12 protein-coding genes are annotated in these 12,894 nt (G+C 60.6%); 9 read left to right on the top strand and 3 right to left on the bottom strand.

All coding sequences use genetic code 11. The annotated features are described in order from the left end of the window. Positions 1 to 198: 198 nt before the first annotated feature. Together ydiK and WBR25_RS02200 are read right to left on the bottom strand one after the other, a co-directional pair. Positions 199 to 1,284 (bottom strand): AI-2E family transporter YdiK, encoded by a 1,086-nt coding sequence (gene ydiK, locus WBR25_RS02205; protein WP_479749330.1) that lies wholly within the window; start codon positions 1,282 to 1,284, stop codon positions 199 to 201. Then, on the bottom strand, positions 1,281 to 2,669 hold the full coding sequence (locus WBR25_RS02200) for a bifunctional NUDIX hydrolase/phosphatase PAP2 family protein (RefSeq protein ID WP_479749329.1): 1,389 nt from the start codon (positions 2,667 to 2,669) through the stop codon (positions 1,281 to 1,283). Before WBR25_RS02200 ends, ydiK begins: the two co-directional genes overlap by 4 nt. Before the next feature lie 185 nt (positions 2,670 to 2,854). On the opposite strand from WBR25_RS02200, the gene WBR25_RS02195 reads away from it, so the two are divergent. The 9 genes from WBR25_RS02195 (at position 2,855) to WBR25_RS02155 (ending at position 10,989) form a co-directional block, all read left to right on the top strand. Further along, a complete protein-coding gene (locus tag WBR25_RS02195; protein ID WP_005340143.1) occupies positions 2,855 to 3,235 on the top strand; it encodes a hypothetical protein in 381 nt (126 codons plus the stop codon). 256 nt (positions 3,236 to 3,491) lie between these two features. Further along, complete coding sequence (gene hslR / locus WBR25_RS02190; protein WP_005340141.1) at positions 3,492 to 3,890, top strand: ribosome-associated heat shock protein Hsp15; 399 nt, start codon at positions 3,492 to 3,494, stop codon at positions 3,888 to 3,890. A gap of 77 nt (positions 3,891 to 3,967) precedes the next feature. Next, entirely contained in the window at positions 3,968 to 4,852 is an 885-nt protein-coding gene (hslO, locus tag WBR25_RS02185; protein WP_236320308.1) for an Hsp33 family molecular chaperone HslO, read from the top strand. A gap of 149 nt (positions 4,853 to 5,001) precedes the next feature. After that, the gene (gene pckA / locus WBR25_RS02180) at positions 5,002 to 6,627 is read left to right on the top strand and encodes a phosphoenolpyruvate carboxykinase (ATP) (protein WP_005340139.1); all 1,626 of its coding nucleotides are present in this window, start codon (positions 5,002 to 5,004) and stop codon (positions 6,625 to 6,627) included. A gap of 193 nt (positions 6,628 to 6,820) precedes the next feature. After that, positions 6,821 to 7,486, top strand: coding sequence for a GntR family transcriptional regulator (locus tag WBR25_RS02175; RefSeq protein ID WP_005340138.1), 666 nt, complete (start codon positions 6,821 to 6,823; stop codon positions 7,484 to 7,486). A gap of 33 nt (positions 7,487 to 7,519) precedes the next feature. Next, the gene (locus WBR25_RS02170) at positions 7,520 to 9,322 is read left to right on the top strand and encodes an aminopeptidase P family protein (RefSeq protein ID WP_201948143.1); all 1,803 of its coding nucleotides are present in this window, start codon (positions 7,520 to 7,522) and stop codon (positions 9,320 to 9,322) included. 87 nt (positions 9,323 to 9,409) lie between these two features. After that, the gene (locus WBR25_RS02165; protein ID WP_005356534.1) at positions 9,410 to 9,814 is read left to right on the top strand and encodes a nitrous oxide-stimulated promoter family protein; all 405 of its coding nucleotides are present in this window, start codon (positions 9,410 to 9,412) and stop codon (positions 9,812 to 9,814) included. Between the two features lie 112 nt (positions 9,815 to 9,926). Beyond that, positions 9,927 to 10,424, top strand: a complete 498-nt coding sequence (locus tag WBR25_RS02160; protein WP_043822605.1) for a GNAT family N-acetyltransferase — start codon at positions 9,927 to 9,929, stop codon at positions 10,422 to 10,424. 97 nt (positions 10,425 to 10,521) lie between these two features. Beyond that, entirely contained in the window at positions 10,522 to 10,989 is a 468-nt protein-coding gene (locus WBR25_RS02155; RefSeq protein WP_005340126.1) for an outer membrane lipoprotein, read from the top strand. Positions 10,990 to 11,071: 82 nt separating this feature from the next. On the opposite strand, the gene amt is transcribed toward WBR25_RS02155, so the two are convergent. After that, positions 11,072 to 12,499 (bottom strand): ammonium transporter, encoded by a 1,428-nt coding sequence (gene amt / locus WBR25_RS02150; RefSeq protein WP_005342989.1) that lies wholly within the window; start codon positions 12,497 to 12,499, stop codon positions 11,072 to 11,074. Between the last annotated feature and the right edge of the window lie 395 nt (positions 12,500 to 12,894).

The raw sequence follows: 12,894 nt of genomic DNA, 5'->3' as shown, positions 1-12,894 counted from the left end.
ATCCATATTTCCCCCAGCCAGATACCGCTGATTCACGGAAACCCCAGGATAACGGCATCGCGATCGTCCGATTACGCTTCGCTAATCGAACCTACATGGGATGGTAATAAACAACAGAGCCGCCCTTATGGGCGGCTCCTGGCATCAGCGATGGATGGCTGATTCATCTTGTTACCGAATCGTCTTTTTACTGAATCGTTATTGGGCCTTGGGCGGTTCCACCGCTGCGGTCGCCGGTTGGTCATCTTCCTTGATCCAGGCATCCAGCAGGGTGTAACCCACCGCCAGCACCACGGGGCCGATAAAGAGACCGATGATCCCCATGGTCAGCAAGCCACCGATTACCCCCACCAGAATGAGGATGAGCGGCAGGTCGGCGCCACGCTTGATCAGGAAGGGGCGCAGGAAGTTGTCCATGGTGCCCGCAATCAGTGACCACACCAGCAGGAAGGTGCCCCAAGTGGTGTCGCCACTCCAGTAGAGATAGCCGATACAGGCCAGCAGCACCGGGAAGGGGCCGATCTGGGCGACGATCAGCAGGAACATCACCACCACCAGCACCATGGCGTAGGGGATACCGGCAATCAGCAGGCCGACACCGGCTACCGAGGATTGCACCAGCGCGGTCACTACGACCCCCATCGCCACGGCGCGGATCGCCTGTGAAGCGAGCACAGTGGCGTTGTCACCACGCTGACCCGCCAGCCGGTGGGCGAAGCGGCGAATGCCGGTCGCCACCACTTCACCCGAGTGATAGAGCACACCACAGATACCGACCGTCAGCAGGAAGTGGACGAACAGCAGCCCCAGATTACCGGCCTGAGAGGCAAGCCAGCGGGCGGTCTGGCCAAAATAGGGGGCCAGCTTGGCAAACAGCACCTGACCACCGCTCGCCAGAATTTGCTGCCAGAAGTCATAGAGCTTGTCGCCCACCAACGGGATCTGTTGCAGCCAGAGCAGCTCCGGCGGCGGTGACTGGCTGATATGGGTACCCAGCTCGATCAGCATGGGCGCCTTCTCCGCCACATTGGCCAGCGTCATAAAGAGCGGGATAACGAACATCAGCAGCAGCACCAGCGTCATAAAGAGGGCCGCCAGGGTGCGCTTGCCCCACAACAGGCGCTGCACCATCAGCATCAGCGGCCAGGTGGCGATGGTGATCATGGTGGCCCACACCAGCGCAGGCAGGAAGGGCTGCAACACCAGGAAACAGGAGATAATCAGGATGCTGAGAAACAGCACCCCCAGGGTTATCTTGGCCAAATCCACTTTTTTCATGTTCATAGGGTTTCCCTGTCAGGGCATCCGCCCCTGGGTCTAGAGTCTTGTTTCAAGAGAGATAGTATCCACCAGAGGCCAGCGCTCAACCAGAGCCCCAGCCCGAAAAAGAGCGCAAACTGACCAAGCAGGATAGTGAGCGAACTACTGGTCAACAGCGGCAATGCCCACGCGCCCGCCACCATCAGCAACATGCCAGCCAGCACCACGGCGCCGGTCAGCCACGGGGAATAACCGTCGCGCACCAGCGTGACCCGCCCCCCGAGCCAGAGGCCCAGCGCCGCCAGTCCGATCCCGGCCAGATGGGCCGACTGGGTCAGGCCCGCACAAACCAGTGCTGCAGCGATCAGCAAGCCCCACACGGATGAACGCTGATCCAGCCGCCAGCAGGGGCGAGCGGCCAGCAGCAAGGCACCAATCAGCAACCCCACCGCCACATCGGAGATAAAGTGCACCCCGAGCCAGACCCGCGCCAGACCTGTGGTGAGCGCCAGCAGCAAGGCCAGCGAATAGGCCAGCCCGCGCCGGGCAGGCCAGAGCCAGCCAAGCAGCGCCCCCCAGAACAGCAGGGCCGAGGCGGTATGGCCGCTCGGCATGCCAAAGCCTTGCGCGCTCTGGGTTGCCAGCAGCGGTTGCAGATGGAAGGGGCGCGGCCAGCCGATCCCCTCCTTGCTTGCCTGCACCAGCAAGCCGAGCCAGAGCATGGCGAACAGCAACTGGCGCAGCCGCGGCCACCCCAGCAGCGGGAGCAGCAAAGGTATCAGGGCAAGCTGAAAGCCGCCTGAACCAAACAGATTGCTGGCCGACAGCCACCAGACATCGGGCCCCAGCCACTGCTGCAGGCGCACCATCAGCGGGATCTCGGCCTGATGCAGCGCATTGCCCTGCATCACGAAATCGGACTGCCAGCGCACCTCGCTCTCTGGCACCTTATCCAGTCGGGATTGCAGCCAGTCGAGCTGATCCGGGAATCGGCGCTGCTCGCGGGGCAGCTGGTCGATGGCGATCAGCCGAGCGTTAAGGATCTCCCCGCCCAGATTGGGGGCCTTCAGGATGGAGACAAACGCAGTGTCTTGCTGCGCGATAATGGGTTCCAGCGTGCGGCAGGCGAAGATAAGCGCCCGCTGCCAGCGACCCAGCTCCTGCACCACCTCCCCCCGCAAGCCGGTCTCTTCATAGAGTTCGCGCAGCGCCGCCTGCTCGGGGCGCTCGTCGCCATCTATATAGCCGCCGCTCAGGCTGTAACGGGAGGAGATGCGATCCTGCACCAGCAGCAGTTGATCCTGATGGCGGATGGCGCAGGCCGCCGCCGAGGGAGCCACCGGTTCGGCGCTCAGGGGTGGCAGAGCGGCAAACAGCGCCAGCAAGAGTAAAAAGAGGGTTCTCGACATCAATTTGCTTTCCCTATGCACAATGGCGACAAGCCTCCCAGAAATCAGATAGTTGGGCAACGGTAGCGGCCGGATTGCCGCCGTTCCCGCCACGCTGGCGGTGCACGGAAGATTGCGATGAAGCAGGGCACTCCCTACTATTGGCGGCTATCTTCAATTTCATGCAGCAAACGCTGGAGCCCTCCATGAGACAGTTCGGCTTTTTCCTCGGCATCGCCATCGGTGTCATTTTGATCCTGTTCGGCAGCATCGTCATCTTCCAGGCGCTCCCTGCCGCACTGGATGTGCTGGAGATGCCAAGCCGCATCCCGTTCGTGCGCGAGGTCTACACCTGGCTGATGACCAGCGCCAACGGCCTGACCGCCCAGCTGGAGCAGAACTTCCTGGAAGCGTTCCAGACCGTGCTCAAGCTAATCCTGCTCATCACCTTCATGTGGGTCTGCGTCAAGCTGGTCAACATGGGGGTGCTGATTATCCGCGCCGGGGTTGATCTGATCCGCACCGCCATCGCCCACAGCGAAGGCCCCCACGACCAGAAGAAGCCGGATCAGCACGATCACTTCTGACTCTGACATGGTCGATGGATGTGAACGCTGCCGCCCCCAACCGGGGCGGCAGTGTTATATGCGCGGTATGAAGGCCACTCCCAGCCCCCATGGATACCCGATAAAGCAGCGGCTTTCCCTTGTGAATCAGCAAACTGCCCATATGTTGCATCACCTTGACATGGTTTGCGCCCCGCGCGGCGGCTGCCCGGTTTCTATCCCGCCCCCGTGCTCTGGTATAATCGACCACCTCTTTTCCCCGTTATGGAGCCTGTTCATGCCCAATCATGCAGAAAGTGCCCTCGAGGTTCGTCTCGACAAGTGGTTGTGGGCAGCCCGTTTCTACAAGACCCGCTCCATTGCGCGGGATCAGATAGACGGGGGCAAGGTGCACTACAATGGTCAGCGCAGCAAACCGGGCAAACAGGTGGAAGTGGGTGCACTGATCCGCTTCTGGCAGGGGCAGGACGAACGCGAAGTGCGGGTGCTGGCCTTGAGCGAGCAGCGTAAATCAGCCCCGCTGGCCCAGCAGCTCTATGAAGAGACCGCCGAGAGCCTGAAAAAACGGGCCGAGAATAGCGAGGCGCGCCGCTTCAACAGCCAGTTTGCCCCCAGCCCCGAGCGCCGCCCCGACAAACAGGAGCGACGCCAGTTGCTCAAGGTCAAACAGTACTGACCGACCCCGATTTGATACCGGGCTGGCATCAACCCCAGCCCGCCCGATTTACCTCACCGAAAAGCCAGGAACATATGATGAGCAACCAAGATCTGCTGTATCGCTATCTGTTTGAAGAGTACGAAGTGCGTGGCGAGCTGGTCCAGCTGGATCACACCTACCGCCACGTAGTGGAAGCCCAGAACTACCCGGTGCAGGTGCAAAAACTGCTGGGCGAGCTGCTGGTTGCCACCAGCCTGCTGACCGCCACCCTCAAGTTTGAAGGCTCCATTACCGTACAGCTGCAGGGCGATGGCCCGGTGCGTCTGGCCGTGATCAACGGTGACAACAACCAGCAGCTGCGCGGCGTGGCCCGCTATGAAGGCGAGCTGCCGAGCGATGGCAAGCTGCAGAGCCTGATCGGCAATGGCCAGCTGATCATCACCATCACCCCGGAGCAGGGCGAGCGCTATCAGGGCATCATCGCGCTGGATGCCGATACTCTGGCGGGCTGCCTGGAGCACTACTTCGCCCGCTCCGAACAGCTGGCCACCAAGCTGTGGATCCGCACCGGTTACCACGAAGGTGTGCCGCGCGCTGCCGGCATCATGCTGCAAGAGTTGCCTGCCCAGAGCGAGGATCACAGCAACGACTTCGATCACCTGACCCAGCTCACCAGCACCATCAAGGATGAAGAGCTGTTCGGCCTGCAGGCAGAAGAGATCCTCTACCGTCTCTACCATCAGGACAAGGTGCGGGTGTTCGATCCGCAGGCGGTCGAGTTCCGTTGCACCTGCTCCCGCGAGCGCTGCGAAGGGGCCCTGTTGCAGATAGAAAAGGAAGAGGTCATGGAGATGGTGCAGGAGCTCGGCAAGATCGACATGCACTGTGATTATTGCGGCGCCCAGTACCAATTTAATGGGATCGATGTCGAAACCCTGTTCAGCAGGGCTCCCGGCAATGATGCAAACCAGTTACACTAATTAAAGGCGGGCAAAACCCGCCTTTAACTTTAATAACAAAAAAATACCCTATTTTATAAAGTTTGATGGCGATCGCTAAACTCTACCACCTAAGTGATAGGATGACCGTCAGATAGAACCCTACCAACCTCTGAACCCAGGAGAATACAATGACAATCGTGGCAGAACCCACCCTGGCCCAACAATTAGGACTGGACCAGTACGGCATCAAAAACAGCCAAGAAATCGTTCGCAACCCCTCTTACGAGCAGCTTTTCGCGGAAGAGACACGCCCTGACCTGGAAGGGTTCGAGCGCGGTGTGGTGACCGAGCTGGGCGCCGTCAACGTAAACACCGGTATCTTCACCGGTCGCTCCCCGAAAGATAAATATATCGTCAAAGATGCCACTACCCAGGATACTGTGTGGTGGTCTGACCAGGGTAAAAACGATAACAAAGCCATTACCCCGGAAGTGTGGTCACATCTGAAAGGGCTGGTCACCAAACAGCTCTCCGGCAAGCGCCTGTTTGTGGTCGACGGTTTCTGCGGTGCCAACCCGGATACCCGCCTGGCCGTGCGCATCATCACCGAGGTGGCCTGGCAGGCACACTTCGTGAAAAACATGTTCATCCGCCCGAGCGATGAAGAGCTGAAAACCTTCAAGCCCGACTTCGTGGTGATGAACGGAGCCAAGTGCACCAACCCGAACTGGAAGGAGCAGGGTCTCAACTCCGAGAACTTCGTTGCCTTCAACATGACCGAGAAGATGCAGCTCATCGGTGGCACCTGGTACGGTGGCGAGATGAAGAAGGGCATGTTCTCCATGATGAACTACTTCCTGCCCCTGCGCGGCATTGCCTCCATGCACTGCTCCGCCAACGTGGGTCAGGACGGCGACGTCGCCATCTTCTTCGGCCTCTCCGGCACCGGCAAGACCACCCTCTCCACCGATCCCAAGCGTCAGCTGATCGGCGATGACGAGCACGGCTGGGATGACCACGGTGTGTTCAACTTCGAAGGGGGCTGCTACGCCAAGACCATCAAGCTCTCCGAAGAGGCTGAGCCGGACATCTACCACGCCATCCGTCGCGATGCGCTGCTGGAGAACGTGACCGTTGCTGCCGATGGCACCATCGACTTCGATGATGGCTCCAAGACCGAGAACACCCGCGTCTCCTACCCCATCTATCACATCGACAACATCGTCAAACCGGTCTCCAAGGCAGGTCACGCCACCAAGGTGATCTTCCTGACTGCCGACGCCTTCGGCGTGCTGCCCCCGGTCTCCAAGCTGACCAAGGAGCAGACCAAGTACCACTTCCTGTCTGGCTTCACCGCCAAACTGGCCGGTACCGAGCGCGGCATCACAGAGCCGACTCCGACCTTCTCCTCCTGCTTCGGCGCAGCCTTCCTCTCCCTGCACCCGACCAAGTACGGTCAGGAGCTGGTAAAACGGATGGAAGCGGCAGGTGCAGAGGCCTATCTGGTCAACACCGGCTGGAACGGCACCGGCAAGCGCATCTCCATCAAGGATACCCGCGCTATCATCGACGCCATCCTGGATGGCTCCATCGAGAAGGCCGAGACCAAGGTGCTGCCAATCTTCAATCTGGAGATCCCGACCGCGCTGCACGATGTGAACCCAGCGATCCTCGACCCGCGCGACACTTACGCCGACAAGGCCGAGTGGGATGCCAAGGCCGTCGATCTGGCAGGGCGCTTCATCAAGAACTTCGAGCGCTTCACCGATAACGACGAAGGCAAACGTCTGGTTGCGGCAGGCCCGCAGCTGTAACAGGCTCGCTTCGTATCAGTGACATCATGCCGGTCAGCCACGCTGACCGGCATTTTTGTTTTTGTGGAGCCCCGAACGCTGCCATCGCCCCCGTTAAAAGGGCCAAAACCTTGCCTTTGCCTGTTGTGACAGGTTAGATTCAGCCAAACTTTATACAATATACAATTCTGTAACGCCCAATCGTGACCCGACCATGACCCCACCCTACAAGACCCGAACCCAGATGGTGATGGAAAACCTCCGTGGCCGGATCCTCCGTGGGGAGTTCCCCGCTGGCGCCCCCTTGCGTCAGGATGCCATTGCCAAAGAGCTGGCCGTGAGCCGCATCCCGGTGCGCGAAGCCCTGATGCAACTGGAAGCGCAGGGGCTGGTGAAGTTCGAAGCCCATCGCGGCGCCGTGGTCACCATGCTGGACGCCTCGGCCATTGAAGAGCTCTTTTATTTGCGAGCGCTGCTGGAAGCCGATACCCTGTTTCACGCCGTCGACAAGATGACGGAAGCCACCTTCGCACAAGCGGAGGCGATCCTCGCCCAGTTTGATCACGCCCTGGAGTCAGGCACCCAGATCGAACATTGGGCAGAGTTGAACCACAGCTTTCACGCCACCCTCTATCAGGCAGCCGGTCGCCCCCAGGCACTTGAACTGATCGCCCAGATCAATCTGAGCTGTGACCGCTATGTCCGCTTCGAGCTGCTGTTTGCCAGTGACGGGGTGGACAAGGCGGAGCGTGAACACGCCCAATTGCTGGAACTGTGCCGCGCCCGGCGCAAGCACGAGGCGGTGGTGCTGCTCAGGCAGCATATCGAAGCGGCAGGTCAGTCGATCAAGCGGATCCTGGCCAGCGGCCATAAAAACTGAACACTCATATAGCAACCATCTGGCACTAACGACATGAATAATTTCGAGATAATTGAAACCCGCGTCGCCCAAGTCAGGGCCGAGCTGGCCATGCAGGAGTTGGACGCATTTATCGTCCCCCACGATGATGAGCACCTCGGCGAGTACATCCCCGCCTATGCCGAGCGGCTTGACTGGATCACCGGTTTCAACGGCTCTGCCGGGGTTGCCATCATCATGGCCCAGCGGGCAGCCCTCTTTGTCGATGGTCGCTATACGGTGCAGGCGCGGATGCAAACCCCCGCCGAACTGTTCGAATTCCTCCACCTCATTGAAAATCCCCATGTGCAGTGGCTGGCCGAACAGCTGCCGTCAGGCTCCCGGGTTGGCTTCGATGCCCGCCTGCACAGCCTGACCTGGTACAAGAATGCCAAGGCCGTGCTGGCCGACCGCGGTATCGAGCTGATCCGCGTCGAGCAGAACCCCATCGACCTGAACTGGAGCGATCGCCCGGAGCCGACCAAGAGCCCGGTCATCCTCTACAGCGAGGAGCTGGCAGGCCAGTCCAGCCAGTCCAAACGTGAACAGCTTGCGGCCGATCTGCGCAAGCGCGGGCTGGATGCCGTGCTGCTGACCCAGGCCGAGCCCATCAACTGGCTGCTCAACCTGCGTGGCCGCGACATCGACCGGCTGCCGGTGGTGCTGGGCTTTGCGGTGCTCTACGCCAACACCAGCATGGATTTCTTCGTCGATACCGACAAGATTGACTGCTTCGCCTTCACCCAACACGTGGGGCAGGATGTCTCCGTCTACCCCATCGACAAGCTGGGCGACGTGTTGCAGCGCATCGGTGAAGATCAGCAGAAGGTGCTGGCCGATCCGGACAGCGCCAACGCCTGGACCCAGCTCGTCATGGAAGAGGCGGGTGCCATTCTGGTGGCAGGGCAAGACCCCACCATGCTGCCGAAAGCGTGCAAAAACGAGATCGAGCTGACCGGTATGCGTGCCGCTCACCTGCGTGATGGCGTGGCAATGACCCGCTTCCTCGCCTGGCTGGATCGGCTGGTCGCCTCCGGCGAGTTCGAGGGGGTGGATGAAGGCACCCTGGCCGATCAGGTGGAAGCGTTCCGCCGCGAGCAGGAGCATTACGTCGAGCCGAGCTTCGATACCATCTCTGCGCTCGGCCCCAACGCCGCCATGTGCCACTACCACCACACCAATGGCACCCCGCGCGCGTTTGGCCAGGACAGCCTCTATCTGCTGGACTCCGGCGCCCAGTATATGGATGGCACCACCGACATCACCCGCACCATCAAGGTGGGTGAGGTGAGCGAAGAGCAAAAGGCGATGTTTACCCGGGTACTGCAGGGCCATATCGCGCTGGATCAGGCCCGCTTCCCCCGTGGCACCGCCGGTATCCAGCTCGACGTGCTGGCCCGCATGCCGCTGTGGCAGGCCGGTTACAACTATGACCACGGCACCGGCCACGGCGTCGGCCACTTCCTGAGCGTCCACGAAGGGCCCCAGCGCATCGCGCCGAAAGGGAGCATGGTTGCCCTGCAACCGGGCATGGTGCTCTCCAACGAGCCGGGCTACTACCGTGAAGATGGCTTCGGCATCCGCTGCGAGAACCTGGTAGTCGTGACCGAGCTGGAACAGGTTGGCGAGCTGCCGATGCTGGGCTTCGAGCGGCTGACCTACGTGCCGTTCGATACCCGCCTGATCGACCGCAGCCTGCTGAGCCCGGCCGAATTCCGCTGGATCAACGAATACCACGTTGAGGTGTTCCGCCGCCTGAGCCCGCTGCTCGAGGGCGAGGATCTCGCCTGGCTGGAGCAGGCAACCAGCCTCATCTGATGACACAGGGCCTGCGGGCCCTGTTTTTTATCCCCCCTTTTGACCTGTATCAACACCCCATGCGAGCAGGTCAGGAGAATGGCGGCCATGAAAAGTCATCATGCCAGCCCAGCCCGGGGCTCACACGCCGCAGCCAGCAAAAAGGCGAGTGACCATCCCAGACTCATGCGCGAGCAGCAGACGGTCAGCGCCATGATCCGCCTCTACTGCCAGCACCATCATCAGGATCCCCATTGCCGCCACTGTCGCCAGTTGCGGGATTTCGCCCATCAGCGCCTGCGCCGCTGCCGTTATGGCCACGGCCACAAACCCACCTGCGCCAATTGCAACATCCACTGCTACGCCCCGGCGATGCGCAAACAGATCCAGCAGGTGATGAAGTGGAGCGGCCCACGCATGTTGCTGCGCCACCCCTGGCTCACCCTCCGCCACCTGCTCGACGGCTTGCGCAAAGCGCCCAAACTGCCCCAGAGCCGCCCCCTGCCGCCATAACCGCCAATCCCTTGCATCCGGCAGGGGATGACCACTACCCTATGACTCCTTTTTTGCCGTTGACCCCAAGGTCAGCGGCGTTGCCGATCCGTTTGCTGCCAATGGAGTCCTGATGCACCACAACCCGCCCCTGCTACGCCCCGCCACCCACAATGACATGCACGCCATCTGGCAGATCGATGCCAAGGTGTTTGGCGAAGATGTCTATCCCGCCTTCTTCTTCCGTCAGGCGATGGATTTGTGGCCCGAGTTGTTGCTGGTGGCCGAATACGAGGGGCAGCTGGTGGGGTATGTGCTGGGGGGATTCGGTCAGGAGCGGTCGCAAGGCTGGGTACTCTCGCTGGCGGTACTGCCGGAGGCACGCGGTTTTGGTCTGGCCGAGCGAATGATGCGCCAGATGGAGGCCAACCAGCAGGCGCTGCAGATCAGCGAACTGCGGCTCACGGTCGATCCGGCCAATCCGGCCCAGCGCCTCTACTACCGGCTCGGTTACACATTGCAGGCGGAAATAGCCGACTATTTCGGCCCCGGAGAAGACCGTCTGCTGCTGGTTAAAACCCTCTCCGGTACAGCTGCGATTCAAGGACAAAACCGGTTACAGAACGCATAATTGGTTACATTTTGCCGATTTCATGTGTGACGGGGTTGGAGTAAAGTTCACTCATCAACCGGATTGTTCAAATTACGTGCAGCCCAGGAGGCCCACCATGTTGAAGCGTATGACCCTTATTGCCCTGCTGGCAGCGACCACCATCACCGGATGCGCCAACAGTGACGTTTACTCTGGCGATGTTTACACCAAAGACCGCGCCAAACAGGTGCAGACCGTCAGCTACGGCACCATCATCTCTACCCGCCCGGTGAAGATCCAGGCCGATGAGAACTCCCTGATTGGCACCATTGGCGGCGCCGTGGTCGGTGGCCTGCTGGGCAGCACAGTCGGTGGCGGCACCGGACGCGACATCGCAGCCGCAGGCGGCGCCATCGCCGGTGCTGCGGCAGGCAACGCCATCGGCAACAAGATGAATCAGGTCGACGGCGTCGAGCTGGAGATCAAGAAAGAGAACGGCGAAGCCATCGTGGTCGTGCAGAAAGCCAGCCCCACCTTCACCCCGGGTGCTCGCGTGCGCATGACCCAGGGCAATGGCAGCATCAACGTGGCCGTCGTGAACTAAGCGTGTGAACTCAGGCTTTGCAGCTTTAGAGTCATAAAAAAACCGCCGGTTCCGGCGGTTTTTTGTTGTCTGACGTTCGGGATTACATGCTGTAAGCCTTCTCGCCATGGGAGGTAACATCCAGCCCTTCCCGCTCGGCATCGCCGTTCACCCGCAGACCCACCAGCATGTCGACCGCCTTGAAGGCAATCGCCGCCACGGCACCGGACCAGAGCAGGGTGACACCGACCCCGATAGCCTGGATCTTCACCTGAGTCAGGATGGAGTAGCCCTCAGCAACCTGATTGGTGACATAGTCCCACACCCCGGTGCCGCCCAGATCCGGGCTGGCAAAGACGCCGGTCAGCAGGGCGCCGAGAATACCGCACACCCCGTGTACGCCAAACACGTCCAGACTGTCATCGGCTCCCAACATGCGCTTGAGACCGTGGACACCCCACAGACCCGCCACGCCACTGATAAGTCCCATCACCAGACCACCGCCCACACCGACGAAACCGGCTGCCGGGGTGATCACCACCAGACCGGACACCGCACCGGATGCCGCACCCAGCAGGGAGGGACGTCCCTTCATCACCCACTCGGCCAGCGTCCATGAGAGAGCTGCCGCAGCCGGCGCTACCCAGGTGTTGATAAAGGCGAGAGCGGCGATACCGTTGGCTTCCAGCGCGGAGCCCGCGTTGAAACCGAACCAGCCGAACCAGAGCAGGGAGGCACCGATCATGGTCATGGTCAGGCTGTGGGGGGTCATGGGATCACGACCGTAGCCCAGACGCTTGCCCACCAGATAGGCACCCACCAGACCCGCTACGGCGGCGTTGATGTGCACCACTGTGCCGCCTGCAAAGTCCAGCGCACCATGCTGGAACAGATAACCGGCCGTTGCAGTCGCCGTGGCCGCAGCCTCGGCGCTGGTATAGGCATCCGGACCCGCCCAGTACCACACCATATGAGCCAGTGGGATATAGGCGAAGGTGAACCAGATCACCGAGAAGAGCAGCACGGCGGCAAACTTGATACGCTCGGCGAACGCCCCCACGATAAGGCCGCAGGTGATGGCGGCAAAGGCCCCCTGGAACACCACATAGATCAGCTCGCTGATCCCGACACCCTTGCTGAAGGTGGCAGCGATGGAGTCAGGGGTCACCCCCTTGAGCAGCACCTTGCTGAAGGAGCCGTAGAAATTGCCCCCCTCGGTAAAGGCCAGCGAATAGCCGTAGATCACCCAGAGCACACAGATGAGGCAGAACAGGGTAAAGACCTGCATCAGCACGCTCAGCATGTTTTTGGCCCGCACCAGACCACCGTAGAAGAGGGCCAGACCGGGGATCGACATCAGGATCACCAGCGCCGCCGAGAGCAGCATCCAGGTGTTGTCACCCTTGTTGATTGTCATGGCGGCAACCGGAGCCACCGCCGCCTGTACCTGAGCGACCTCTTCGGCCCAACTTGGGGTAACCAGCAAGGCAGGCAACATCGTCAGACCCGCCATCATCCATTTTTTGACCATAGAGCACTCTCCTTCCCTGTCGTACCGGTACAAGACCGGCTCCGTTTCCCTGATTGAATCTGTGGCGAACCGCAAGGTGTTGCTGCAACCCGCCAGAATCACACCCGCGCCCGGCACGGGGATGTCTCTTGCCACTTCCTCATCACTGCATCTGCCGCCGATGACCGCAAGAGACCGTCTGACATGTAAAAAGCATAAAGCGGGCCACAAATTTAAATCCTTTTAAATCAATGTATTAGAAAGATCACGCATCATCAACGCACCAATTTGGCGCATGAGCTGCGCTAACCTGCCCAGGGTCGCCCTGTCACAGGGCAGGCGATACTTCACGCACCAGAAATGCGCAAACCCTGAGCCAGCCCACAAGCTGACGTCATCGATATCGCGCGCTGCGG

The organism is Aeromonas sp. MTB, assembly GCF_056632455.1.
This window is presented reverse-complemented; position numbering and strand designations above follow the sequence as displayed.